The organism is Streptomyces sp. NBC_01439 (genome assembly GCF_036227605.1).
In the GTDB taxonomy this organism is placed as follows: domain Bacteria; phylum Actinomycetota; class Actinomycetes; order Streptomycetales; family Streptomycetaceae; genus Streptomyces.
Genome location: NZ_CP109487.1, coordinates 7,319,986 through 7,342,979, shown reverse-complemented (window position 1 = coordinate 7,342,979; position 22,994 = coordinate 7,319,986). Strand labels below are relative to the sequence as shown.

Genomic DNA, 22,994 nt, shown 5'->3' with positions numbered 1-22,994 from the left:
GCACTCTTGCGGTCTGGCCGATTCTGTGCGTACGACCAATGGCTGATTCAGACCGGTGGCCAGGGGATCGACGGCCACTGCCCGGACGGCCGGGGGTGGGTTCCGGTGCGCAGCAGGTGCCCCACCCGGTCCCGTACGGCGGCCAGCTCGACCGGCGTGATCAGTGCGGCCAGCCGGGTGGCGAGCGGGGCCCCCTCGGCCAGCCCGTCGGCGAGCGCGGCCAGCACCTCGCGCGCCTCGTCGGTCAGCGGCTCGCCCGCCCAGCCCCACAGGAGGGTGCGCAGCTTGTCCTCGGCGTGGAAGGTCACGCCGTGGTCGATGCCGTAGAGCCGGCCGTCGGGCGCGGGCAGCAGGTGGCCGCCCTTGCGGTCGCCGTTGTTGATCACGGCGTCGAGTACGGCGAGCCGGCGCAGTCGGGGGTCGTCGGCGTGCACGAGCAGCGCGGTGCGGCCTTCGCCGACCTCGGCGAGGGCGACGGCCTTCCAGCCCTCCCCTGCCTCCTCGCCGTCGACGAGTCCGAGGAGCGCTCCCAGCGGGGCGTCCTCGTCCGGCTGCTCGGCGTCGATCCACTGCTGGACCATGCCCTCGCCGTACGGTCCGTCGCGCAGCACGGTGGCGGGGACCAGGCCCCATCCGGTGGCCTCGGAGATCAGGTAGGCGGCGACCTCCCGGCGGGCGAGGTTCCCGTCGGGGAAGTCCCACAGCGGCCGCTCGCCCTTGACCGGCTTGTAGACGCAGTCGGCGCTCACGTCCCCGTGCGTGACGCTGCACAGCAGGACGGCGTTGGACGCGTCGCGGATCCGGCCTATGACGGTGAGCTCGCCCCGGGCGAGCAGTTCCTCCATCTTCTCCCCCGTGTCCCTCACGCCTGGCGCCGGTAGCCGTTCTGGCGCGGGCACACGTGCCCCTCCGGGTCCAGCGGGAGGCTGCACAGCGGGCACGGCGGGCGGCCGGCGTTGACGACGTCCAGGGCCCGTTTGGCGAAGGCCCGGGCCTGGGAGCCGGTGAGGCGGACCCGCAGCATCGGCGGGCCGTTCTCCTCGTCCTGGAGGAGCCGCTCCTCGGCCTCGGCGAGGTCTTCGTCGGAGTCCGCGTCGAGCTCGACGAGCGCCTGGGCCTCGACGATCATGCGCTGCTCCTCGCCGTCCCAGGCCAGGGCCATGGTGCCGACGCGGAACTCCTCGTCGACCGGGACGTCCAGCGGCGCGGTGTCGGCGGCCTCGGCGGGGGCGACGGCCGGGACCGGCGCGTTGCCGCCGGTCCGCCGTACGACCTCGTCCAGCAGCTCGTCCATCCGCTCGGCGAGCGCCGCTACCTGGGTCTTCTCCAGGGAGACGCTGGTGACGCGGGGGCCGGCGGAGGCCTGCAGGAAGAACGTACGGCGTCCCGGCAGACCGACCGTGCCGGCCACGAAGCGGTCCGGGGGGTCGTAGAGGAACACCTGACGGGGCACGTCCAGTCTCCAAGTCTCGGCGGCAGGGGCAGGTCTGCGCCCTTGTGTTGGCCCGTCCACCCTACTGCGCCGGGCGATCAAGCCGCGCCCGCGCCGCCTCCCACGACGGCGTTCCCCGCGTCTTCGGTGTCCTTGTCGGAGGCGACGCTCTCGGGTGCGGCGGGGCGCCGGACGAGCGGGCCGAGGTCCCCGGTGTCGCCGAGCCGGAACACGAAGGGCCGGGTGGCGGTGTACCGGACGGCCGTCACCGAGCAGGGGTCGACGTGGATGCGCTGGAAGAGGTCCAGGTGCATGCCCAGGGCGTCCGCGACCAGGGACTTGATGATGTCGCCGTGCGAGCACATCAGGAAGACGGCGTCGCTGCCGTGCTCCTGCTCGATCCGCGCGTCCCAGTCGCGTACGGCGTCCACGGCGCGCGCCTGCATGGCCCGCATGGACTCGCCGCCGGGGAAGGCTGCGGCCGACGGGTGCTGCTGGACGATCTTCATCAGCGGTTCGTCGGAGAGCTCGGACAGTTTGCGGCCCGACCAATCGCCGTAGTGGCACTCGCCGATCCGCTCGTCGGTGTGCAGTTCCAGCTCCGGCCGGGCGGCCATCAGGGGTGCGAGGGTGTCCCGGCAGCGCTGCAGCGGGCTGGTGACGGCGGCGGCGAGCGGCACCCCCGCCAGCCGGCCGGGCAGCGCGGCGGCCTGCTCCGCGCCGCGCTCGTCGAGGGCCACTCCGGGGGTCCATCCGGCGAGCAGCCCAGCGGTGTTGGCGGTGGACCGCCCGTGTCGTACGAGGATCAGCGTGGCCATGGGGCCAGCGTATGCGCTGCCGCACGTGTGCGGGCGGGCCGTGGGCAGGGAAGAATGCCCGGCGTGATTGTGGACTGCGCGATTTACCGGGACGGCCGCCGCACCGAGGGGCCGGACGATTTCTCGGACGCCCTCGACGAGGCCCGGGCGGCCGGTGACGCCTTCTTGTGGATCGGCATGCACGAGCCGACCGCGAAGGAATTCGACCACGTCAGCCAGGAGTTCGGCCTGCATCCGCTGGCAGTGGAGGACGCGCTGACCGCGCACCAGCGCCCGAAGCTGGAGGTGTACGACGATTCGCTGTTCGTCGTCCTCAAGCCGGTGCTGTACGACGAGGACGCGGACACGGTGACCGCGGGCGAGCTGATGGTGTTCATAGGGGACTCGTTCGTCGTCACGGTCCGGCACGGTGTGGGGGCCCCGCTGGCGGCCGTGCGCCACCGGCTGGAACAGGAGCCGGACGTGCTGCGGCACGGCCCGACGGCGGTGCTGTACGCGGTGTCCGACGCGGTGGTCGACCACTACATCGAGGTGGCGGCCGAGCTGCAGGCGGACCTGGAGGAGCTGGAGGCCGAGGTCTTCGCCCCGAACGCCTCGGACACCAAGAACACCGCCGCCCGGATCTACGGTTTCAAGCGGCAGGTGCTGGAGTTCCGGCGGGCGACGAGCCCACTGCTCCAGCCGATGGACCGCCTCGCCTTCGGGGAGGTCCCCTTCGTCCACGAGCACGCGCAGCCGTTCTTCCGCGATGTCGCCGACCACTTGACCAAGGCGAACGAATACATCGAGGGCCTGGACCGGCTGCTGTCGGACGCGCTCGCCGCGCACCTCGCGCAAATGGGCCTGCGGCAGAACGACGACATGCGCAAGATTTCGGCCTGGGCGGCGATGGCGGCCGTCCCGACGATGGTGGCGGGGATCTACGGGATGAACTTCGACCACATGCCGGAGCTGCGGCACGCCTGGGGCTACCCGGCGGTGCTGGTGGTCATGGCGGGTGCGTGCGTGGGCCTGCACCGGATGTTCAAGCGCCGGGGCTGGCTCTGAGCTCCCTCTCGCGCGGGGCGTGGGCGGGCCCGGCCGCGGCGCCCGGTGCGCCGCCGAGGGCGTCCAGGCGCTCGGGCAGTCGCAGGTTCACCATCCGGTGCCAGCCGCTGAACCGCTCGTACGCGTACATCGCCCGGATGCCGGCGGCCAGCGAGGCCGCTTTCGGGGCCGGCCAGTGCAGCAGCCGTCCCATGTGGCTCATGACGGCGAGGCTCACGTCGCGGTAGACGGAGATCTCGGCGAGCGCGCTCTCGCGGAGCACCCGCTGGATGGTCCGGCCGTAGCCGGAGCGGGCCAGGCGCAGCAGTTCCTCGTGGCAGTAGGCGAGGTGGTTGTCCTCGTCGTGGCTGATCAGGTGGATCGCCTTGCCCACCTCGGGGTGGTCGCCGAAGTACTTGACCAGCATGTCCATCTGGTCGGCGGCACGCTGTTCGGTGACGCGGCTGTGCGCGAGGTAGACGACGATGTCCTCCTCGCTCAGCGCCACCTCGCGGCGCAGCTTCTCGTGGGCGAGGCCGATGCCGCGGCGCTCCAGCAGCATGGTGTAGTCGGTCTCGGGGGGTACCGGGACGGCGGGCAGGCCCCGCTTGCGGAGCAGCGCGTTGAAGATCCGGCCGTGCTTGTCCTCGTCGGCGCCGTGCCGGGTGATCTTGGGCGCGAGGTGGCGCATGCCGTCCGGCACCAGGGCCGCGATGCGGGCGTTCTCCCAGCCGCCCTGGGTCTCCCCGCTGGCGGCGATGGAGCAGAACAGCTGGAAGGAGTCGTCGTTGTCCACGATCTCCTGGAACAGGCTGCGGGCAGAGAGCATGGAACGAGTCAAACTCCGGTGGGCGGGGCGGGCAACCGATGGGTCGCACTACTCGTCCGAATGAACGAAATCGGGGGGTGGGCCGCCGTGCGTAACCCGGTGGGCGTTCCCGGCGTTGTTCGCTGTGTCGGCCGTGGCGGGGAAGACCCCCGAGCCCCCACCACGGCCGCGAAGGCGTCCACCGGTGCCGGCGTCCGCCCGCCGGCACCGGATCAGCCGGTCGGGCGGGGGGCGATCAGGCCAGGCCCGCCAGCTCCATCGCCTCGGTACCGGCGCGCAGGGCCGCGATCCGCTCGTCCAGGGTGAACCCGGCCGGGGCGAGCGTGAGGGTGGTGACCCCGGCCTCCGCGTAGGCCCGCATCCCGTCGGCGATCCGCGCGACCGGGCCGAGCAGGGTGGTCGAGTCGATCAGCGAGTGCGGCACGGCCGCGGCGGCGCCGTTCTTGTCTCCCGACAGGTACTTGTCCTGGATCTCGGCGGCTTCCTTCTCGTAGCCCATGCGCTGGGCCAGCTGGTTGTAGAAGTTCTGCTTCCGGCTGCCCATGCCGCCCACGTACAGGGCGGTGTAGGGGCGGAACATGTCCGCGAGCGCGTTCACGTCCTCGCCGAGGGCCAGCGGCACGGTCGGACAGACGTCGAAGCCCTCCATGGTCAGCCCGGCCTTCTCGCGGCCCGCCCGGATGTGCGTGAGGGCGGTGGCTTCCAGGTGCTCGGCGGCCGGGAAGATCAGCAGGGCGCCGTCGGCGATCTCGCCGGTCTGCTCCAGGTTCTTGGGGCCGATGGCGGCGATGTAGAGCGGGATGTGCTCGCGCTCGGGGTGCACGGTCAGCTTGATCGGCTTGCCCGGGCCGTCCGGCAGCGGCAGGGTCCAGTGCTCGCCGTCGTAGGAGAGCCGCTCCCGGCTCATGGCCTTGCGGACGATCTCCACGTACTCGCGGGTGCGGGCCAGCGGCTTGTCGAACTTGACGCCGTACCAGCCCTCGGAGACCTGGGGTCCGGAGACGCCGAGGCCGAGCCGGAAGCGGCCCTTGGTGAGCGAGTCGAGGGTGGCCGCCGTCATGGCGGTCATGGCGGGCTGACGGGCCGGGATCTGCATGATCGCCGAGCCGACGTCGATGCGCTCGGTCTGGGCGGCGACCCAGGCGAGCACGGTCGGGGCGTCGGAGCCGTAGGCCTCGGCGGCCCAGCAGACGTCGTAACCCAGGCGGTCGGCCTCCTGGGCGACGGCGAGGTTGTCGGCGTCCATGCCCGCGCCCCAGTAACCAAGATTGATGCCGAGCCGCATGTATCGTCCCCTTACCGGTTTACCGATCAGTAACGTTGGTGTGCGGGGACTGTAGCGCGCCAAGGTCCTCCGCGTCAGCGCCCCAGTAGTCTCAGCGCTCATGGAGCAGAGGCATCTCGGCCGCACCGGACTGCGCGTCTCCCGGATCGGCCTCGGCACCCTCACCTGGGGCCGCGACACCGGTGAGGACGCCGCCGCCGAGCAGGTGAAGACGTTCTGGGAGGCGGGCGGAACGCTCGTCGACACCGCCGACGCCTACGGCGGCGGCGAGGCGGAGTACCTCCTCGGGCGGCTGGTGGGCGGGCTCGTCCCGCGCCGGGACCTGGTGATCGCGACCAAGGCGGGCAGCGTTCCTGACCCGGACCGCAGGTTCGACGGCTCGCGCGGGCACCTGCTCGCCGCCCTCGACGCCTCGCTGGACCGGCTGGGCACCGACTACGTCGATCTGTGGCAGGTGCACGCGTTCGACCCCGCGACCCCGCTGGAGGAGACCCTGCAGGCGCTGGACCTGGCGGTGAGCAGCGGCCGGGCCCGGTACGCGGGACTGGCGGGCTTCTGCGGCTGGCAGCTGGCGAAGGCGGCGACCTGGCAGCTCGCGGCCCCCGGGGTGCGCACCCGGATCGCCTCGACGCAGATGGAGTACTCCCTGCTCCAGCGGGGGGTCGAGCGCGAGGTGCTGCCGGCCGCGCTGGACCTCGGGATCGGCCTGCTGCCCTCCTCGCCGCTGGGCCGCGGGGTGCTGACGGGCAAGTACCGGGACGGCACCCCGGCCGACTCCCGGGGCGCCTCGGAGGCGCTGGCCGCTCTGGTGGACCCGTACCTCGACGAGGCGGCGGGGCGGATCGTGGACGCGGTGGCGACGGCGGCCCAGGGCCTGGCCGTGACCCCGCTCCAGGTGGCCCTGGCGTGGATCCGGGACCGGCCGGGGGTGGTGGCGCCGATCGTCGGCGCGCGGACGTCCGCGCAGCTCGGGGCGGCACTGTCGGTGGAGGCCCTTAGTCTTCCGGAGGAGATCTGCCGGGCGCTGGACGATGTTTCGGCTCCGGTGCACCGCTACCCCGATCAGGACTGGAGCACGCTGTGAGTACGGACCCTCAGGCCGACACCGCTGCCGCGGAGGACCCGGCCGCCCCGGAGGCCGACCCGTCCGCAGCCGCCGAACCGGAAGCGGCCCCCGAAGCCGCTCCCGAGCCCGGGCGGGCGGACGCCGGGTCCGAGGCGGATGCGGGCGGTGCCGAGGACGACGGGGTCGCCGCGGGCGAAGACGGGGGCCCGGGGGCGGAGCCCTCGGTTTCGGGAAGGGGCGGGGTGGGGGAGAGCCCCGCAGGGCCCGAGGCCGGGACCGGCCCGGAGACCGCCCCTGCGGCAGCCGATGACGCGGCCGGATCCGAAGCCGAGGCCGACGCCGATCCCGGGGCCGACCCCGAGGGCACCGCCGAGCCGGCCGCCGAGGCCCAGGTGACGCCCGCGCTCTCCGAGGCCCAGGCCGAACTGGCCGCCCAGAAGATCGAGCGGGAGCGGATCGCCCGACGCAAGGCCGAGCGGGAGGCGCCCGTCGAGGCCGGTGCGAAGCTGAGCGGGAGGGCAGCCGACCTGCTGGCCGCCGTCCGGGCCGTGGAGAGCGGTGCGAAGCCCTCCGCCGTGTACTTCGACGAGGCCCCGGCCACGCCCCGCAAGGCACCCGCCGCGCCCCCGGCACCGCGCCCCGTCACCCCGGCCGTGGCGGCCGCGCCCGCGCCCTCCGCCGACAGCGTCGAGGGCGTACGGGCGGTACTGGCCCGCGGTGGCGCCCCCGAGGCCCTGGCGGCCAGCGCCGCGGCGGCCCTGGGCGAGGACGCCGCCGGGCAGCTCACCGAGAACCCCTGGCGGCTGCTGGCGCTCCCCGCCGTACGTCCGGCCCAGGCCGACGGCTTCGCCCGGACCCTGCTGGGCCCCGAAGCGGGTCCCGGGGACGAGCGCCGCACGACCGTCCTGGTGGGCTGGCTGCTGGCCCAGGCGGGGCTGAAGGGCCACACCGCCCTGGAGGCCCCGGTGCTGGAGAAGGCCCTGACCCAGTACGGCGTACCGGATCCGACCGAGGCGCTGGAACAGGCCATCGCCGAGGGCTCGGTGCTGGTCTTCCACGAGCCCCTGGGGCCGCCGGTCGGCGCGGACGCCAAGGACACCGAAGACGCCGAGGACGCAGCGCAGCCCGTTCGGTTGCTCGTGGGCCTGGAGGGTGCCGCCATGGCCGAGGAGAGCCTGGCCGACGGCCTGGCCCGGCTGGCCGCCGGCACCTTCGACGCCCCCGGGGACTGGGAGCGGGCCGCCGGGTCCGCGCCGAGTCCCTCCGCCGCCGAGCTGATCCGCGCGGTCGCGGGCCACGGCCTGGTCACCCACACCGGTGGCGAGGCCGCCCGTGCCGAACCGGTCGCCCTGGCCGTCGCGGCCCGGGAGCTGGGCCTACGGGTCTGCGTGGCCGCGCACGCCCCCGGCGGCGGCCCGGACCCGGTGACCGTGGCCGGGCTGCTGTCCGGCGCCGAGGGGCCCGGGCGGGACGCGGACGGCCAGTTCGCGCTGGACCTGCTGGTGGTGCTGGACGCGCCGCAGCTGGACGTGGAGACCGCGGCCGCCCTGGTGGAGTCCGTCCCGGACGGGGCCCGGCTGGTGCTCTCCGGGGACCCCGGCGTGCTCGGGTCGGCCGGGGCCGGGCGGGTGTTCGCCGATGTGCTGGCGGCCCGTACCTGCCCGCAGTCGATCTCCCGCACCCCCGACCCGGGCCCCCTCGGCGAGCTCGTCTCCGGGATCGGCATCGGGGAGCTCAACCAGGTGGACGCCCCGGGCAAGGAGGTCGTCATCGTTCCGGTGAAGGACGCCGGGGAAGCCGTGCACCGGGCCGTGCAGCTGGTGGCGGAATCGGTGCCGCGGGCCTTCGGGATCCCGGCGGACCACGTACAGGTGATCACCCCAGGCCACGGCGGCTCGGCGGGCACCAGGGCGCTGAACGCCGCCCTGAAGGAGCGCCTGAACCCCGGTCCGGGCCGCTTCGGCGGCTTCGACCCCGGTGACCGGGTCGTCCACGTGCCGTCGGCCGGACGGGCGCTGGCGGCCCGGGTGGTGTCGGCCGACGCCGAGGGCCTGCACCTGGACCGGGCGGGCGCACGGATCGTCGTGCCGAAGGAGCTCGTCGAGTCCCGGGTGCGGCACGGCTGGGCGGTGACGGCGCACCAGGCCGTGGGCACGCGCTGGCCGGCGGTGGTCGTCGTACTGCCAGGTGACGCGGCGCAGGCGCTGTCGCGGGACTGGGTCTACACGGCGTTCGGGCGGGGCGAGCGGCACCTGTCCGTGGTGCACGGGGTCGACCAGGCGCTGCCGCACGCAGTGGCCGAGGTGCCCGCGAAGCCGCGTACGACGCGCCTGACGGGCTTGCTGACGGCCCTGGCGACGGCGGGCGCGCAGCAGCCGCAGTGAACCGGCCGTGGCCCCCGCCCGGGAGGACGGGGGCCACGGATCGGGGGTGGGGGTCAAGGCCGGGGGTCAGGCCGGGGTCAGCCCCGGCTCCGCGGCCTCGTCCTCGTCGAACTCGTCGGCCTCCTCGTCGAAGACGGAGCTGACGTCGAACCGGTGCAGCACGTCCTGCGGGTCGATGTGCCCGAAGGGCGAGCCCAGCCACTCCCCCGGTTCCGCCACCTCCTCCGAGGCCGCGATCCAGAGCGTGGAGTCACCCTCCTCCAGCCCGAAGTCCTTGTAGCGGGAGGCGATCTCGTCGGGCTCGTACTCCCCGAAGAGGACGCCCAGCGCGTCGGCGCTGCCGCCGTCGCCCACGAATTCGGCGTCCCGGTCGTGCGCGGCGACCCGTTCGGCCTGGGCGATCAGCCGGGCCGGTTCGACCACGGCGTAGTCGCGGCGGATGAGCACGCTGAAGGCGGCGGGCTCGGCGGGGCCGGTGTACGGGACACCGTCCTCGGGCGTGGGGATCTCAAAGGGGGTGACCTCGTCGTACCGGTCGTAGAGGAGTTCGTCGTACACCTCGGCCGCGGCGGCGAGTTCGTTGAACGCGGCGTAGACGTCCGGGTCCTCGTCCCCGATCCTGTGCTCGACCGCGGCGAGGTGACGGTCGAGCGCGGCCTTGACCGCCTCGGCGGCGGCGCGTACCTCGGCAACAGTGGGCAGATCGGCATCAGACATAGGACAGACGCTATCCGTAGCAGGGCTCTGCCCGCACAATAGATGCGATGCCGGAATACGAATTCGTCGACGTGTACGTGCCCCGCGGTGTACCTCGCAAGGAGGCGACCCGCCTGTTGACCGACCATGCCGAGTACGGGAACTGGGAACTCGACCGACTGAGCCTGTACCGGGACGGCAGCCGCCGTGTGCGACTGCGCCGCCGGATCATCCGTCAGGTCCGCGCGACCTGGTGACGCGGGCCCCGGGGACGGGGCCCGCGCCGTGAACGTCCGTCAGGCGGCGTTGCGGGCCCGCCGGTAGAGCACGGTGCCGGCGAGCAGCAGGCCGCCCGCGAGCGGCAGCCCGGCGGTGAGCACGTCACCGGACCCGGTGGCGGCGAGACCGGGGGTGTTGCTCCCGGTTCCGGGCCCGGGGTGCGTGACGGGGGTGCCGGTACCGGGGTTGCCCGGGTTCCCGGGGTTACCAGGGTTGCCGGGGTTGCCCGGGTTCCCGGGGTTACCAGGGTTACCAGGGTTGCCGGGGTTGCCCGGGTTCCCGGGGTTACCAGGGTTGCCGGGGTTGCCCGGGTTCCCGGGGTTACCAGGGTTGCCCGGGTTCCCGGGGTTACCAGGGTTGCCGGGGTTACCAGGGTTACCAGGGTTACCGGGGTTCCCAGGGTTACCGGGGTTACCGGGGTTACCGGGGTTCCCAGGGTTACCGGGGTTACCCGGGCTGCCCGGGTTGCCCGGGTTCCCGGGGTTGCCCGGGTGGTCGTCGCACGGTTCGTCGTCGCCCGGGTGGTGCGGCTTCGGCGGCTTCGGGGGCTTCGGCTTGGTGTGGCCGGGTCCGTTGGCGCAGTGGTTCCCGAAGGCCGGGTTGAGAGCTCCCACCACCGTGATCGTGTTCCCGCAGGCGTTCACCGGCGCGTCCACGGGCGCCTGCAGGTTGTTCCCGGACAGCAGGCCCGGAGAGTTCGCGGCGTGCCCCGAGGCGGCGGAGTCCGCGTGTGCGTAGCCCCCGCCCATCGCGAGGACACCCCCCGCCGCCGCCATCGTGATCAGGGTCTTCCTGGTGACCTGTGCCGGTCGTCGCATCTGTACTCGTCCCCTGGTGTGTGCGTTTCGGCCGTCGTCCGACGGCCCGGCCCACCTGGCTCCCCCGCCGGTGCGCCGGAAGTGAAGGAAATTCGGGCCTGAAAGCCCGGTGGCCCCGGAGCGCGGGATGCGCTCCGGGGCCGAAGACTTCAGACGCGTCAGGCGTTGACGCAGGTGTTGCCGAAGGCCGGGTTCAGCAGGCCGATCACGGAGATCGTGTTGCCGCAGACGTTCACGGGGATGTGAACGGGAACCTGCACGACGTTGCCGGACAGGACACCGGGGGAGCCGATGGCCGCACCCTGCGCACCCGCATCGGCGTGGGCCAGGCCCGCACCCGCGAGAACCAGGCCACCGGTGGCAGCCACTGCGGCGACAACCTTCTTGATCATTGTTCCTCCTAGTAGGCAATGCGGTCCCAGCCGCGGACCGCAACACCTGTAACGAGGAGGGTTCACCGGGGCTACGAGCGTATGAGTGCATTCACTCTTCTCAGTGGAATGCGCACACCTTCTCGAATCTCAGGCGTTGTCGATGAACCGGTCGAGCACCCGCACACCGAACTTCAGTCCGTCGACCGGCACCCGCTCGTCCACACCGTGGAACATCCCGGCGAAGTCCAGCTCCGGCGGCAACTGCAGCGGAGCGAAGCCGAAGCAGCGGATGCCGAGGTCGTCGAAGGACTTGGCGTCCGTACCGCCCGAGAGCATGTACGGGACCGCCCGCGCGATCGGGTCCTCGGCCTTCAGGGCGCCCTGCATGGCGTCCACCAACTTGCCGTCGAAGTCCGTCTCCAGCGCCTTGTCGCCGTGCACGTCCTCCCGCTTCACGCGCGGGCCGAGGATCCGGTCCAGGTCGGCGAAGAACTCGTCCTCGTAGCCCGGCAGGAAGCGGCCGTCGACGTGGGCCGTCGCCTGGCCGGGGATGACGTTGACCTTGTAGCCGGCGCCGAGCATCGTCGGGGCGGCCGAGTTGCGCAGCGTCGCGCCGACCATCTTGGCGATGCCGCCGAGCTTGGCGAGCGTCGCGTCCATGTTGTCCGGGTCCAGGGGTGTCCCGAGCGCGTCCGAGAGCTCGTCCAGGAAGCTGCGCACCGTCTTGGTCACGCGCACCGGCCACTGGTGGCGGCCGAGTCGGCCCACGGCCTCGCACAGCTCCGTGATGGCGTTGTCGCTGTTGGTCATCGAGCCGTGGCCCGCGGTGCCCTCCACCGTGAGCCGCATCCAGTGCATGCCCTTCTGGGCGGTCTCCACGAGGTAGAGCCGCAGGTTCTCGTTGACCGTGAACGAGAAGCCGCCGACCTCGCCGATCGCCTCGGTGACGCCCTCGAAGAGGCCGGGGTGCTTGTCGACGAGGTGCCGGGCCCCGTAGATGCCGCCCGCCTCCTCGTCTGCGAGGAAGGCCAGCACGATGTCCCGCGGGGGCTTGCGCCCGCTGCGCATCCGGTCGCGCACGACGGCCAGCGTCATCGCGTCCATGTCCTTCATGTCGACGGCGCCCCGGCCCCACAGGCAGCCGTCGGCGATCTCGCCCGCGAAGGGGTCGTACGTCCAGTCGGCGGCGTTGGCCGGAACCACGTCGGTGTGCCCGTGGATCAGCAGCGCCGGCCGCGAGGGGTCCTCCCCCTCGATCCGCGCCACGGTCGAGGCGCGCCCCTTGTGCGATTCGAAGATCTGCGGCTCCAGCCCGACCTCGGCGAGCTTCTCGGCGACCCATTCCGCCGCTTTGCGCTCCCCGGGGCCCGAGTGGTCTCCGTAGTTGCTGGTGTCGATCCGGATGAGGTCCCGGCAGAGGTCGACCACCTCGTCCTCGCCGGAGACGGTCCTGCCCGTGCTCGACTCGCTCACGCTGCTTCCTCCCACTGATCAGTACCGAACCCCCATCCTCCCGCTCCGGGCCGCTCTCCCCAAGGGCGATCCTCGGTCGCCGGGGGGTGTGATCGAGGACCCCGGAATGTTTGGTAATGTTTTCCACGTCGGAACGGCCCGCGAGGGACGCGAGACAGACACCTTGTCCGGGTGGCGGAATGGCAGACGCGCTAGCTTGAGGTGCTAGTGCCCTTTATCGGGCGTGGGGGTTCAAGTCCCCCCTCGGACACCAGCTAAGACCCCACTTCATGTGGGGTTTTTTGCTTTTCCAGGCAGTGGCGTGACCAACCACGTGACCAACGGCCCAGAGATTCCCCAGGTCAGACCAGGGATGACAGGCCGAGTCGGCCCGCACCGGAGGCGGCGAGCTTCCGCGCTCCGTCCTTACGTGAGTGCCCGTACCGGGCCATCGTGTAGCCCGGCGAGTGGTGCCGGACGTTCGCAGAGACCTCTACGGGGTTCTCCCCGGCCTCCAGGTCGTTCGTGACCTTGCTGTGCCTCCAGTCATGGATTCGGAAGTCCTCCGGCAGGTGCAGGCGCGTCCGGAGGGTGCGCCACCGGGCAGAGACCTTCTCGGGGTCCTGGGGGCCGCCTGCCTCACCTCGGTAGAGCTTGAAGCCGTCACGGGCGAACACCAGGTCATGATCAACCCACGCGGGTCCCAGTCGTTTCCGCTCCTCGTCCTGGCGCTGCTTCTGCCACTTGAGGACGTTCATCACGGACTGATCCACATAGATCCGAGCGTTGGCATCTCCGTCCTTGGTCAGCTTCCGCAGCCGGTAGGCGTTGCCTTCTTCGACCACCACCCATCCCAGTTCGATCGACCCTTCGTCCCAGTTCACGAGGGACCACTTCATACCCAGAGCCTCACTGCGCCGGACGCCAGTCGCGGCGTAGACGGTCCACAGTGGGGCGTCCCGGAGGCAGTGGTGAGTCAGGCCGCCGTCACAGGCTCGGTTCTCGCACGGCTCCCACACCGACCCCAGGAAGCGGGAAGTCTGCCCGTCGTTCACGGTGGGGAAGTCGCGTTCCTGCTTGCGGATCTCTCGGGCCGTGGGAGGGTGCGCGGTGGCCGCCGGGTTGGCGGGTATCAGCTTGGGCACAGCAGCGCCGAGGGCACCCGACAGGATGTTGTGCACGTGCCGGACAGTCTTGGCCCCTAGGGGCTTGCCCTTGTTCGTCGGACACGGGACGGATTCCAGCAGCCGGTACAGGTCGTCAAGGGTGTCGTCCGTGACCTCGCACAGCTTCACGCCGCCGATGTGCGGCTTGATGTGCAGACGGATCTTCGTCTCATATCCGGCCACGGTCGTTCCCTCCTTCCGATGGTTACTCAGCCACTTGTCGAGCCAGTCACCCAGCTTCATGTCCGAGCGGGCCGCGATCTTCCCTGCCTCGTGGTCGGTGTGCCACTGCCGCAGCGCCTTCTCAGCCTCGGTCTTGGTCTTGTACTCCCGGCCTATCCAGTAGCGCTCCTGCTTCCCCGTTGCTTTGTTGAAGTGGAGGGGCGTTCTTACGCCCCAGGTGTTCGGTCGGCCCTTGCGCGGGATCTCCACCGGAGTCCCCCCGAGCCCGTTACCGCGCTTTGCCACGTGGGTCAGTTGCCTTCCTGCTCGCGCCACCACTGGGTAAGGAGGGCTGTCGCCTTGTCCGTAAGCCGCTGTCCGTCCCAGAGGCCGAGTTCCTTAGATCGTTTGATGCGCTCGGACATGGTGGCCTTGCCGATCCCCAGACGGCCGGCCAGCTCTCCTTGGGGGGCGGTGGTGCCGGTGGCGCGCATCCGGACCAGCTCGGCCACAAGGAGGGTGTAGTCCTCTTCTGTGCGGCAGCGTGCCGGTACGGGGTAGGACTCGTTCATGGCCCGGTCATCCTGCGTGGCGAGCGCCGCGCGGGCCCCTGCCTTGATCTCCGCTAGCGGGATCTGACGGAGAAGGTTGGCGGGGATGCCGTCTGTCTCCAGAGCCGCGTCCATGCCCTCCTCGACCTCTCGGCCACTGCCGCCCACCGCGAGGCGAATGGTCAGCTCGGAGGGGCCGTTGAACGGCGCTGCGACGGGGCAGCGGGCTTCGACCCGCCACGGACCGTAGAACCTCGTCCAGACGATCTCCGACCCGTCACGCTGCCACTCCTGGCCTGCTTCGTTTGATGTTGGTGTGTTCACAAGACCGACCCTACCAGAATCCGAACAGCGTGCAGCCTGTTCGGAAAGTGTGAGGATCGCCACGACCCCGAACGCAGCGCAGCAGGTTCGGAATGAGCGATGCTGGTTCCGGCCGGACGGCAACAGGGCGAAGCGGTCGCCCACCGGCGAGCAAGGGAGCCCGATGCACTCAAAGTTGATGACCGTTGACGACGTGGCCGACTACCTGAACGTTCCCGAGTCGTGGGTGTACGGGAACTGGAAGGCCCGGGGAATCCCCTTCCGGAAGGTCGGCCAGTCCCTCCGGTGCCGCCCGGCGGACCTGGACAAATGGCTAGACCGCCAGAACTGAACAGAGTGACCACGACGCCCCCGAGGCAACCGGGGGCTTTTCTGTTTCCCGAGAGGACTATGTGAACGAGATCATCCCGCCGTCCGGCGAGTGGGAGCGGGCCAGACTGGAGCGGAAGGCGGATGCGCTCCTTGAGGCGGCTGGCGAGGAAGCACGGAACGACTGGCCTGCCTGCTGGCCACGCCGGGAGGAATCGGAGTTCGAGCGGATAGCGGCTGCGCATACCGGAATGGTTCCTTTGGTAGTGACGCCCCTCGTCGCAGCACTGCCCAGCTTCGACCCGGAAGCCGGCTGCCAAGCGATGCGAGGTTTGATGCAGGAGCGTCCGGGAGCGGAAGCGTCGGACCTCCTTTCGGAAATCCTTGACGAGACCGCAGAGGGAACCTCCCACGGTTCTGGCTTCTCGATGGAACGCAGGAGCTTCCCTCCGGAGCGGTGCAGATGGCATCGCTGCAACGAGCCGTTGTACGCCGCTGGAGCGTCGTGCAAGCCTGGCAGACCCCGCAAGTATTGCGACGGGCACCAGAAGCCCGCCAAGGCTCGCACTCGGCGCCTCCGGCGCAATGGCGTCAACGTGGGAATGAACAGGAACCTGGTCTATGACTTCGTCGGCTTGAAGGAGCAGGAGCTTGCGGGCTACCGGCAGATATGGGCCACGGTCAACTCGGCCCGCACATGACTGATAAGGGGGCGCTTCGGCGCCCCCTCCTGTCGTGTCGCATTAACTCAGAGCTAGTGGAGGGGTTTCCCTCCGGGGCCATGCACACTCGGCGGTGTGCCTCTGGCACGGCCTACGGGCCGGGCAGTTCCTAAGTCGTTATGAGGCTCTGCGGACACCTCCCTGTGAGGGGACAACGTGGAGAAAGACTCCTCCCCTTATCGCCTGCTGACACGTCCACAGCGGGGGGTAAGGGGGGCAGTGTTTCTCTTACGTTGTCCTCTTGTGAGGTTAGAAGGCCGCCCTTGGAGCGGCCCTTACTTCTTCCCACTTGATTAGATTCTGAGGAGGTGTCGCCTGTGAGCGACGCACAGACTGATTCCCATTCTCCAGCCCAGGTGCTGGCCGACGGTTCCGAGACCGTCCGGGCCGAGGTGCAGCGCGAGTACGCCACCAAGCTCGCCAAGGCCGAACTCAGGGTCCAGGCCGCCCAGGCCGGCATCAAGCTTGGTGACGGTTTCACTGACTACCTGGATACTTCCAAGCTCCTTGACGAGGACGGAAATCCATCGGCCGAGGCCATTGGTCAGGCCCTGGCTTCCCTCGCTGCGGCGCAGGAGCCGCAGTTTCCCCAGATCGCCGGAACCGGCCATTACCGCAACGGCCCGCCCCCTGCCCGCCGCGTTTCCCTTGACGTCCGTCAGCGCTAACTAGGAGTACCTATATGACCTTTGCTTACCAGTCTGCCGCTAGTCACTCATTCGTCCCGGAAATCTGGGATGCCGACCTGCTCACCCAGTTTGATCCGCTGCTGGTTTGGGCTTCCCCGGTTGTCTCCAACAACAAGTACGAGGGTGAAATTCGAAAGAAGGGCGATGTTGTCCACATCAACTCGCTTCTGCGGCCGACCGTTGGGGAGTACAAGCTTCCCGATGGCATGACGGCACAGCGGCCGGAGACCGTAGATCAGAAGCTTCCGATCACTGAGGCGCGATACCTCCAGGTCCTCATTGAGGACGCGGAGCGTGTCCAGGTTGCAGGCGGCCTCAGTTCCCCGATCAACCAGCAGATGATCCGTGCCCTCGCCCGGGAGGCCGACACGTTCATGGGCGGCCTCATCGCCAAGGGCGCCACGGCTCTCCCGAACGTCAAGCCGACCGCAGGAAACATCCCTCAGAGCCTCTACAGCACGATCCTGGACATGATGCTGGCCCTGGACGACAACGACATCCCGGCAGGCCGGTACGTGGTCGTCTCGCCCCGCGTGAAGCGCTACCTGGTGGAACACCCGGCCGTCGCCAACGCTGCGGCCTACGGTGAGGGCGGCGTGACGGCGAACGGTGTTGTGGCGCGTCTGGCGGGCTTCACGATCCTGAGCACCACGGCCATGCCGACCGGCGTCGACATCGTGGCCGGACACAAGGAGTTCGCCACCTACGCTTCCCAGTTCTCCGGCTTCCGTGAGGGCCAGTCGGAGAAGTACCGGGCCGACTACATCGACACCCTCCACCTGTACGGCGGCAAGATCGTGCGGTACCCCGAGCTGGATACGAAGAAGTCGGACCAGACCTTTGATGAGTCCAAGCCCACCAAGGGAATCGTCAAGGCCGCCGTCGAGTGGCCCACTGCGGCCTGATCGCCCGAGCCGTCCGGGGCCCCTGCCAGCACAGGCAGGGGCCCCGTTCCGTTCACGCTCCGCAGCGCCGGCCATCCACTCCCCGTGACCAGAACCGGAGGACACCACCGTGCCCAAGCCCCGTAACCCAATCTCACCCCATTCCCGATACCGAGAGGCCCAGAGGATTACGGTCCTGCCGATCGACCACTGCCTACCCGTTCCAGACATCCCGAAGGGGCGAGAATGGTCCGAGCATGAACGGGCCTATTGGGTTGAATTGTGGGAGACGCCGCAGGCTTCGCAATGGGACGACGCCACGGCGGGAATCGTGGCCGCTGTCGTCGTCCATTGGTCCGCGACCCTTGAGGGCCGGGCATCCAGTACCCAGCTCATGGAATTCCGGCATCTGACGAAGGCTCTGGGACTCACGCCGGAGGGTCTGCGGGCGCTGGGGTGGGTGATCGGTGATGAGTAAGAAGCTCGCCCGTCGCAGGGCTCAGCATGGGTCCGAACCAGGCGGGAGTCGCGACCAGGGCGACGAAGCAGAACGCTGGCTGACCTGGTGTCTTCATGTCGCCTGGCTGGCCACGGACGGGGCGGCGGAGCCGTGGAGCGACGGTCGGCGGCACGACACGGAAACATGTTCCGAATGCACGGAACCGAATGGGAATGACCCCGATATTGATTGACAAACAAACGATGGAAGGAACGCACCCCCGGCGGGTCCTTCGAAGGAAACTAAAGGCATTACCCCCCGTATTCATGGAATTAGAGTTATATGTTCGTTATCTGTTAGTTATCTTCCCGAGATACGGAATGGGCAATGTTGATCACGTCGCACCGAGGAGTGCGGCAGCCGTAAGAGCGATGCTCCGGCCGGTCGATTTTCTGCCTTGCAGATCCCGAGTCAAAGGATTCCGACGTGCGTAAGACTGTGCTCGTTTCCGTTCTCAAGACGCTTTGTGACGCCCACCTGGCGAAGGATGGGAGCGAGCAAGAGGCCACGGACACGCTGACTCTGGGTGCCCGTGAGTGGGACTTGTGCGGGTCTCACGCCGAGACCTTCGGTCTGTACCTCGTGGATGCCCTGGGGGCGCCGGAGGGTGCTCCTGCGGAACCTGTGCCCGTGGGTGAGCCGTCGCCCGTTGCGGCGGAGCGGGAAGCGGAGGGCGTGAGCGAGGACGCAAGCGAGCCTGTCCCCGTGCGGTCCGTGATGGTGGCTGGTGAGGTTCCGGGCTACGACTGGGAGAGCGCGCGGGAAGCGGTGCGGAACCTGGGCTACGAGGTGGTTGGCCGCGCCGATGACAGCACGGTCCTGCTGATCCTGGGTGAGGGTGGGGATCGCAACGGGTCGAAGCTGCGGGACGCGTCCGAGCGTGGCATCCCGTGCATGGATGTTCGGGCCCCGGGCCGCTTCAAGGGAGCTGTCTGCGCTGGTGAGTTGGTCGGTGGTGACCCGCTTCCCGAGCCTGCCAAGGTGGACCGTTCCGAGATGAGCACGCGGGAGCGCAACCGCGTGATCCGGGTCTGGGCGAGGCAGAACGGTTGGCCGAACCTCCCCGTCCAGGGTCGTGTCCCGATGAACGTGCGCCATGCGTTCGAGCTGGCCCACAGGGAGCCTGTCCAGGGAAAAGCGGTAGCGGCCTGAGCGTCGCGCCCACGGTGACGGCCGCTGACTGCGGCCGTCGCCCCGGGGCCCGTGACCTGAGCGTGTGGAAGAGCGCCAAGGCGTACGGGGCCGAGTCGAAGCCATCCAAGGGCGACTGCACGCCCGGTTCATGGGTCACCTGGACCACGCCCAAGGGCAGGCAGCGTACGGGGATCGTGAGCAACGACCCCGCCACGGTGGCCACCGTGAGGCGACATGTCCCCATGGACAAGGTGTCCCGCTGTACCGCCGTGATCATCCCGGCGGACGGGGGCGACGTGCTCCCACTGCTGCGCAAGACAGCCAAGGAACCCAGCGCGCAGACCAAAGAGGGGCGCCGATGGCGGTCCGTCGCCCCTCTCAACCGAACCAACTCTCAGGAAGCGAAAGCAGCATGAGCACCCCCGTTCTCTACGGTCCGATCGGCCGAGCCGTCCGCAAGATCGCCCCGTTCCTCGAAGCTGACGCGCTCGGGGTATACGTGGCGGCCCTGTCGATGTGGTCGGCCGCCATTGGCGGAACCGTCCAGGTCTCCTCCCGTGGCTCCGCTCGCCCCGTTCTGCTGTGGTCCGCTCTGGTGGCCGGTACCGGGCGCGGGAAAGGGACCGCGCTGCGGGCAGCGCTTCACGTCCTGGACGCTTCCCTGGGGCGGTTCCTCGCCACGCACACCACGTCAGGGATCACCTCCGGCGCGAGCCTCGTCCATCACCTGTGGGAGCAGCAGGAAGCGACCACTGAAACCGAACGGGGTCGGGATGTCCGGGCCTTGGTGGTGGAAGAGGAATGGACGGAGGTCTTGAAGCGAGTCAAGCGTGACCCGTCGTTCACGACCAAGCTCCGCGCTGCCTGGGACGGGGCAACTCTGCGCAACACCACCAAGGAGGAGGCCCAGGAAATCCGCGATCCCGCCATGGTCCTTCACTCCCACATCACTCCGTCCGACTGGGCCAAGTACGTAGGCGAGTCGGAGGCGGCCGGAGGGTCGTATAACCGCATCCTGCCCTTCCTGCTCGGCGCCGTCCCGATGCTGGACGACGACCGCGTGAGCCTGCCCAAGGTGGATGGACGGGAGCTGTCCGACGCTTACGGATGGGCCACGGCCCGACCCCGTGTGATCACCCTTTCCGAGGACGCCCGGCCCCTGTGGCGGATCGTAAGGCGCTACGCCCGCATCCTGGGGGAGACGCTCCCCGAAGGGCAGGCCGTGTTCATCGAACGCACCGCAGAGCAGACGCTCAGGGTCGCGGCGTGCCTCGCAGCGTCCGAGTGCTCCGAGTCCATCACGGAAGAGATGCTGTCGGCCGCCTTCACCCTGGTACGCCGTTCCGTCCAGGACGCGGTACGGATCACCACGGGGGCTGACGCCCCGAGGGCGAAGCGGCAGCCGCTCAGTCTTGCGGACAAGGTCCGGGCCCGGATCGAACTGAACGGCGGACGGGCCACCTCCTCCCAGGTCCTCCCGTACGTGGGGGCAACCGCCGAAGAGGTCAAGGCATTGCCCGGAATCGTCTTCACCGTGGAACGGTCGGGGAAGACAGGCCGACCGGCGACGGTTTTCACGCTCCGCGGTGACACTCCCGTTCACACAGAGCAGCCGAACGAGGCTCCCACCCCTCAGCCGGCCAGCGCGGAGCGTGACGTGAAGCGCGCCACGGTCGTCCAGATGGACGCCTACCGCCCGACCCCGAAGCAAGCTCCCGTGGGCATGCCGGTGAAGCGGCCTATCGCTCCGGTTTCCGGTTCCAACCCGTTCCGCGCGCTGCTTTGAACGGTTGACCAAACGAATCAAGCCCCGGCCAATCGGCCGGGGCTTCTTTCGTTGCTTCGACTACTCCAGCGGGCAGGGCAGTTCGGGACTGGAGCGGTTCGGGGAACAGGTCACCAGGGCGACCGAATGGAAGAGTGTGCCGTTCAGGTAGTGCCCCAGTGACACATCCCCGCCCCACGTCAGCCGCTCCACCGCCGCCTTCACCAGAAGGACCAGCCGGGTCACTTCCCGGTCCGCTTCCGAGGCGAACCGGGGCGCGGCCTCCGCCAACTGGAGACCGAGCCATTCCCCGGCCTCTTTCGGTTCCTCCCACGTGCCCTTGACCGTCCCGGGTGGTTTCATCAGCCAGTGAGCGGTCTGCATGGGCGGGAGGCCCGTCACACTGAACTCCGCGACCACTTCCCGATACCGATCCACCAGCCGCTGAGCAGCCGCGTCCTCCTTGGCCGCTGGCGGGGGCGGATTGGGATGTGGAGGCCGGCGCAATGCTTCGTTGTCGAACGCCTTCTTCTCTCCGACCCATGCGTAACCGTGGTGGTGCACTGCCGCTCCGTTTCGGGGAATGGCGACGGCCCCGCCCGTCGGCGTGTGGGCAGGGCCGTCAGTCAGGTGGTGCTCAGGGATCAGGCGGAGAGGTCGAACCGCGCGGGGTCGATGCCCGCCGCGTCCAGCTCCGCCGTGGTGAACCGCAGCGGCTCGGCGTCCGGCCGCTTGCTGTCACCCATGGCCCACGCGTCCGGGCCGATCTTGGCGAGGGTCACGCACGCCTCGCCGTCCGGGTGGGTGTTGCCGCCGCACGCCTTCGAGAAGGCGACCGCGTCGATGTTGAGCGCGTACAGGTCGGTCATCGTTGCCCTTCCTGATCATCTGACGGCCCGCTGAGGGCCGTCCCCCGCCCTCAGTGGGCGGAAGTCCTCGTGGCCCTCATGGCCTCGGCTATCTGCTCCACCACGTCCGCCGGGAGCATCCCCAGGTGCACGTAAGCGAGGCCGTTGTAGGTGACCGTGGGCCGCATGCCGCTCCACGCGGTTTCGGGGACACCGAGGGCCGCCAAGGCTGCGCGTAGGGATTCGGCGGCGTCGGTGGCCCGTGTGTGACCGTCTCGCCAGGTCTGCATGTCCATCACGCGGCCACCGCGCGGGCGGGGCACTCGTTGTGCCGGTAGACGGTGGCGGGCGCGCCCGAGGTGCGGTCGATGGCCCCTCGGAGGGCGGGCTCCAGGGCCCCGATGGGCCGGTGGCAGGCGGAGCACTCGTGTCCGGGCGCATAGGTGAGGTACTCCCACACGTCCCGATCGAACTCCGGGGCTTTCGCCTTCTTCGCCCTTGCCATGTCGCGCCCCTAACCGCACACGCACACTGTGCGGTGCTCGCCGTCGCTCGCTATGAGGACGACGTTAGGGAGGGTGCTGGCGAGGCATCCACGTTCTTGCATGAACTTGCACACGAACTACCCGATGGAGTTGATCGCTTCCGAGATCAGAGCCCGAGCAGCAGCCCCATGAACGGCGATTTTGGACAGCTCAGAGAAGGCTTTCGCGTACGTGGCCACTTCGCTCGGCGCCGAGACGTTCACGGCGGCCGTCAGCAGTTCGACGCTTGCCTGTCGACTGTCGAACAAATAGAAGGCTTCCAACGGCCAGACGCGCCGCTGAGCCGTGAAGGGGATCACTCCGAGGCTCACGTTCGGCAGGGCCATGACCGCTAGCAGGTAGCCGAGTTGGCCAGCCATGGTGGCATCGTCCCCGATGCGGTAGCGGAGCACCGTTTCTTCCAGGAGCAAGGCGAACCGGTGATCGCCTTCATGCAGGACACGTGAGCGCTCAATTCGGGAGGCGGCTGCCGTTTCCGAGTCGTCCGGGGTGCCCTGGAACGCGGCGATCGTGGACAACAGGGCCGCCGCGTACGCCTCCGTCTGGAGCATGCCTGGGATCACGTTCGAGCAGTACACGCGGAAATGGCGGGTTCCCTCGTACAGGGGAACGACTTCCTCCTGTGCTCTGCGCATCCCGTGGCGATGGAGCTTCTGCCAGTGCACGTACATCTGATCGGCTTGCCGATTCGCGGCGATCAGGTCGGCGGTCTGATCCTCCGCTCCGCACGCCTTGCACCAAGCGCGGATGTCGGCATCGGAGGCGGGGGTCTTGGCCCGCTCGATGCGCGAAGACTTGGCTGGACTCCAGCCACACCGAAGAGCCAGCTCATGCCCGGTCAGCTCCGAATCTCGACGGAGAGCCCCAAGGCGGGCAGCGAGGGCTTCGCGGGCGGCCTGGGCACTGGATGACGGGGACGCGGACATGAGTTGGCTCT

General features: G+C 69.6%; 26 protein-coding genes and 1 tRNA gene. 11 read left to right on the top strand and 16 right to left on the bottom strand.

Annotated features, from left to right (window positions below):
- Positions 1 to 47: 47 nt before the first annotated feature.
- From OG207_RS33445 to OG207_RS33435, 3 genes are all read right to left on the bottom strand, one after another.
- Entirely contained in the window at positions 48 to 899 is an 852-nt protein-coding gene (locus OG207_RS33445) for an SCO1664 family protein (protein ID WP_329103744.1), read from the bottom strand.
- On the bottom strand, positions 863 to 1,453 hold the full coding sequence (locus OG207_RS33440; RefSeq protein ID WP_329103742.1) for a DUF3090 domain-containing protein: 591 nt from the start codon (positions 1,451 to 1,453) through the stop codon (positions 863 to 865). Before OG207_RS33440 ends, OG207_RS33445 begins: the two co-directional genes overlap by 37 nt.
- A 77-nt stretch (positions 1,454 to 1,530) precedes the next feature.
- Positions 1,531 to 2,250 carry a histidine phosphatase family protein gene (locus OG207_RS33435; protein ID WP_329103740.1) on the bottom strand — a complete coding sequence of 240 codons (720 nt, stop codon included), beginning with the start codon at positions 2,248 to 2,250 and terminating at the stop codon, positions 1,531 to 1,533.
- Positions 2,251 to 2,304: 54 nt separating this feature from the next.
- Here OG207_RS33435 and corA point away from each other — a divergent pair, with 54 nt between their 5' ends.
- A complete protein-coding gene (gene corA / locus OG207_RS33430; RefSeq protein WP_329103738.1) occupies positions 2,305 to 3,297 on the top strand; it encodes a magnesium/cobalt transporter CorA in 993 nt (330 codons plus the stop codon).
- Here corA and OG207_RS33425 read toward each other — a convergent pair.
- Both OG207_RS33425 and OG207_RS33420 read right to left on the bottom strand, forming a co-directional pair.
- A complete protein-coding gene (locus tag OG207_RS33425) occupies positions 3,275 to 4,105 on the bottom strand; it encodes a ferritin-like domain-containing protein (RefSeq protein ID WP_329103736.1) in 831 nt (276 codons plus the stop codon). The genes corA and OG207_RS33425 overlap by 23 nt on opposite strands.
- 235 nt (positions 4,106 to 4,340) lie before the next feature.
- Positions 4,341 to 5,390: an LLM class F420-dependent oxidoreductase gene (locus tag OG207_RS33420; RefSeq protein WP_329103735.1), complete on the bottom strand. Its 1,050-nt coding sequence runs from the start codon at positions 5,388 to 5,390 to the stop codon at positions 4,341 to 4,343.
- A 100-nt stretch (positions 5,391 to 5,490) separates the two neighbouring features.
- Here OG207_RS33420 and OG207_RS33415 point away from each other — a divergent pair, with 100 nt between their 5' ends.
- Together OG207_RS33415 and OG207_RS33410 are read left to right on the top strand one after the other, a co-directional pair.
- The gene (locus OG207_RS33415; RefSeq protein ID WP_329103733.1) at positions 5,491 to 6,474 is read left to right on the top strand and encodes an aldo/keto reductase; all 984 of its coding nucleotides are present in this window, start codon (positions 5,491 to 5,493) and stop codon (positions 6,472 to 6,474) included.
- A complete protein-coding gene (locus tag OG207_RS33410) occupies positions 6,471 to 8,840 on the top strand; it encodes an ATP-binding domain-containing protein (RefSeq protein ID WP_329103731.1) in 2,370 nt (789 codons plus the stop codon). The genes OG207_RS33415 and OG207_RS33410 overlap by 4 nt, the downstream gene beginning before the upstream one ends.
- Positions 8,841 to 8,906: 66 nt before the next feature.
- Here OG207_RS33410 and OG207_RS33405 read toward each other — a convergent pair whose 3' ends face one another.
- Positions 8,907 to 9,557 carry a hypothetical protein gene (locus OG207_RS33405; RefSeq protein WP_030009117.1) on the bottom strand — a complete coding sequence of 217 codons (651 nt, stop codon included), beginning with the start codon at positions 9,555 to 9,557 and terminating at the stop codon, positions 8,907 to 8,909.
- Positions 9,558 to 9,604: 47 nt separating this feature from the next.
- Here OG207_RS33405 and OG207_RS33400 point away from each other — a divergent pair, with 47 nt between their 5' ends.
- On the top strand, positions 9,605 to 9,793 hold the full coding sequence (locus OG207_RS33400; RefSeq protein WP_030009118.1) for a DUF5703 family protein: 189 nt from the start codon (positions 9,605 to 9,607) through the stop codon (positions 9,791 to 9,793).
- A gap of 39 nt (positions 9,794 to 9,832) precedes the next feature.
- Here OG207_RS33400 and OG207_RS33395 read toward each other — a convergent pair whose 3' ends face one another.
- The 3 genes from OG207_RS33395 to OG207_RS33385 form a co-directional block, all read right to left on the bottom strand.
- Entirely contained in the window at positions 9,833 to 10,633 is an 801-nt protein-coding gene (locus tag OG207_RS33395) for a chaplin (RefSeq protein ID WP_329103726.1), read from the bottom strand.
- A 158-nt stretch (positions 10,634 to 10,791) separates the two neighbouring features.
- On the bottom strand, positions 10,792 to 11,025 hold the full coding sequence (gene chpH / locus OG207_RS33390) for a chaplin ChpH (protein WP_266598362.1): 234 nt from the start codon (positions 11,023 to 11,025) through the stop codon (positions 10,792 to 10,794).
- Between the two features lie 129 nt (positions 11,026 to 11,154).
- Positions 11,155 to 12,480: a M20/M25/M40 family metallo-hydrolase gene (locus OG207_RS33385; protein ID WP_329103723.1), complete on the bottom strand. Its 1,326-nt coding sequence runs from the start codon at positions 12,478 to 12,480 to the stop codon at positions 11,155 to 11,157.
- Between the two features lie 165 nt (positions 12,481 to 12,645).
- Here OG207_RS33385 and OG207_RS33380 point away from each other — a divergent pair.
- Positions 12,646 to 12,733, top strand: a tRNA-Leu gene (locus OG207_RS33380).
- Between the two features lie 88 nt (positions 12,734 to 12,821).
- Here the strand turns inward: OG207_RS33380 and OG207_RS33375 are convergent.
- Both OG207_RS33375 and OG207_RS33370 read right to left on the bottom strand, forming a co-directional pair.
- Positions 12,822 to 14,057, bottom strand: coding sequence for a tyrosine-type recombinase/integrase (locus tag OG207_RS33375; RefSeq protein WP_329103720.1), 1,236 nt, complete (start codon positions 14,055 to 14,057; stop codon positions 12,822 to 12,824).
- Between the two features lie 41 nt (positions 14,058 to 14,098).
- Positions 14,099 to 14,662 carry a hypothetical protein gene (locus tag OG207_RS33370; protein WP_329103719.1) on the bottom strand — a complete coding sequence of 188 codons (564 nt, stop codon included), beginning with the start codon at positions 14,660 to 14,662 and terminating at the stop codon, positions 14,099 to 14,101.
- Between the two features lie 178 nt (positions 14,663 to 14,840).
- On the opposite strand from OG207_RS33370, the gene OG207_RS33365 reads away from it, so the two are divergent.
- The 6 genes from OG207_RS33365 to OG207_RS33340 all read left to right on the top strand — a co-directional run bounded on the left by OG207_RS33365 (position 14,841) and on the right by OG207_RS33340 (position 20,685).
- Entirely contained in the window at positions 14,841 to 14,993 is a 153-nt protein-coding gene (locus tag OG207_RS33365; RefSeq protein ID WP_329103717.1) for a helix-turn-helix domain-containing protein, read from the top strand.
- 61 nt (positions 14,994 to 15,054) lie between these two features.
- On the top strand, positions 15,055 to 15,672 hold the full coding sequence (locus tag OG207_RS33360) for a hypothetical protein (protein ID WP_329103715.1): 618 nt from the start codon (positions 15,055 to 15,057) through the stop codon (positions 15,670 to 15,672).
- Positions 15,673 to 16,010: 338 nt separating this feature from the next.
- A complete protein-coding gene (locus OG207_RS33355; RefSeq protein WP_329103713.1) occupies positions 16,011 to 16,361 on the top strand; it encodes a hypothetical protein in 351 nt (116 codons plus the stop codon).
- Positions 16,362 to 16,375: 14 nt separating this feature from the next.
- The gene (locus OG207_RS33350; RefSeq protein WP_329103711.1) at positions 16,376 to 17,287 is read left to right on the top strand and encodes a phage major capsid protein; all 912 of its coding nucleotides are present in this window, start codon (positions 16,376 to 16,378) and stop codon (positions 17,285 to 17,287) included.
- Between the two features lie 904 nt (positions 17,288 to 18,191).
- On the top strand, positions 18,192 to 18,917 hold the full coding sequence (locus OG207_RS33345; RefSeq protein ID WP_329103709.1) for a hypothetical protein: 726 nt from the start codon (positions 18,192 to 18,194) through the stop codon (positions 18,915 to 18,917).
- A gap of 394 nt (positions 18,918 to 19,311) precedes the next feature.
- Positions 19,312 to 20,685, top strand: a complete 1,374-nt coding sequence (locus OG207_RS33340) for a DUF3987 domain-containing protein (protein WP_329103707.1) — start codon at positions 19,312 to 19,314, stop codon at positions 20,683 to 20,685.
- Positions 20,686 to 20,745: 60 nt separating this feature from the next.
- On the opposite strand, the gene OG207_RS33335 is transcribed toward OG207_RS33340, so the two are convergent.
- The 5 genes from OG207_RS33335 to OG207_RS33315 all read right to left on the bottom strand — a co-directional run bounded on the left by OG207_RS33335 (position 20,746) and on the right by OG207_RS33315 (position 22,983).
- Complete coding sequence (locus OG207_RS33335; RefSeq protein ID WP_329103705.1) at positions 20,746 to 21,228, bottom strand: hypothetical protein; 483 nt, start codon at positions 21,226 to 21,228, stop codon at positions 20,746 to 20,748.
- An 80-nt stretch (positions 21,229 to 21,308) separates the two neighbouring features.
- The gene (locus OG207_RS33330) at positions 21,309 to 21,533 is read right to left on the bottom strand and encodes a DUF397 domain-containing protein (RefSeq protein WP_329103703.1); all 225 of its coding nucleotides are present in this window, start codon (positions 21,531 to 21,533) and stop codon (positions 21,309 to 21,311) included.
- 50 nt (positions 21,534 to 21,583) lie between these two features.
- Positions 21,584 to 21,808 (bottom strand): hypothetical protein, encoded by a 225-nt coding sequence (locus tag OG207_RS33325; protein ID WP_329103701.1) that lies wholly within the window; start codon positions 21,806 to 21,808, stop codon positions 21,584 to 21,586.
- Positions 21,808 to 22,017, bottom strand: coding sequence for a hypothetical protein (locus OG207_RS33320; protein WP_329103699.1), 210 nt, complete (start codon positions 22,015 to 22,017; stop codon positions 21,808 to 21,810). The genes OG207_RS33325 and OG207_RS33320 overlap by 1 nt, the downstream gene beginning before the upstream one ends.
- Positions 22,018 to 22,134: 117 nt before the next feature.
- Complete coding sequence (locus OG207_RS33315) at positions 22,135 to 22,983, bottom strand: helix-turn-helix domain-containing protein (RefSeq protein ID WP_329103698.1); 849 nt, start codon at positions 22,981 to 22,983, stop codon at positions 22,135 to 22,137.
- Positions 22,984 to 22,994: the final 11 nt, after the last annotated feature.

Bases quoted from the DNA above. Each gene is read 5' to 3' on its own strand.
- OG207_RS33435 (WP_329103740.1), bottom strand. From the start codon at position 2,250: ATGGCCACGCTGATCCTCGTACGACACGGGCGGTCCACCGCCAACACC.
- corA (WP_329103738.1), top strand. From the start codon at position 2,305: ATGCCCGGCGTGATTGTGGACTGCGCGATTTACCGGGACGGCCGCCGC.
- OG207_RS33425 (WP_329103736.1), bottom strand. From the start codon at position 4,105: ATGCTCTCTGCCCGCAGCCTGTTCCAGGAGATCGTGGACAACGACGAC.
- OG207_RS33420 (WP_329103735.1), bottom strand. From the start codon at position 5,390: ATGCGGCTCGGCATCAATCTTGGTTACTGGGGCGCGGGCATGGACGCC.
- OG207_RS33415 (WP_329103733.1), top strand. From the start codon at position 5,491: ATGGAGCAGAGGCATCTCGGCCGCACCGGACTGCGCGTCTCCCGGATC.
- OG207_RS33405 (WP_030009117.1), bottom strand. From the start codon at position 9,557: ATGTCTGATGCCGATCTGCCCACTGTTGCCGAGGTACGCGCCGCCGCC.
- OG207_RS33400 (WP_030009118.1), top strand. From the start codon at position 9,605: ATGCCGGAATACGAATTCGTCGACGTGTACGTGCCCCGCGGTGTACCT.
- OG207_RS33395 (WP_329103726.1), bottom strand. From the start codon at position 10,633: ATGCGACGACCGGCACAGGTCACCAGGAAGACCCTGATCACGATGGCG.
- chpH (WP_266598362.1), bottom strand. From the start codon at position 11,025: ATGATCAAGAAGGTTGTCGCCGCAGTGGCTGCCACCGGTGGCCTGGTT.
- OG207_RS33365 (WP_329103717.1), top strand. From the start codon at position 14,841: ATGACCGTTGACGACGTGGCCGACTACCTGAACGTTCCCGAGTCGTGG.
- OG207_RS33350 (WP_329103711.1), top strand. From the start codon at position 16,376: ATGACCTTTGCTTACCAGTCTGCCGCTAGTCACTCATTCGTCCCGGAA.
- OG207_RS33340 (WP_329103707.1), top strand. From the start codon at position 19,312: ATGAGCACCCCCGTTCTCTACGGTCCGATCGGCCGAGCCGTCCGCAAG.
- OG207_RS33330 (WP_329103703.1), bottom strand. From the start codon at position 21,533: ATGACCGACCTGTACGCGCTCAACATCGACGCGGTCGCCTTCTCGAAG.
- OG207_RS33325 (WP_329103701.1), bottom strand. From the start codon at position 21,808: ATGGACATGCAGACCTGGCGAGACGGTCACACACGGGCCACCGACGCC.
- OG207_RS33320 (WP_329103699.1), bottom strand. From the start codon at position 22,017: ATGGCAAGGGCGAAGAAGGCGAAAGCCCCGGAGTTCGATCGGGACGTG.
- OG207_RS33315 (WP_329103698.1), bottom strand. From the start codon at position 22,983: ATGTCCGCGTCCCCGTCATCCAGTGCCCAGGCCGCCCGCGAAGCCCTC.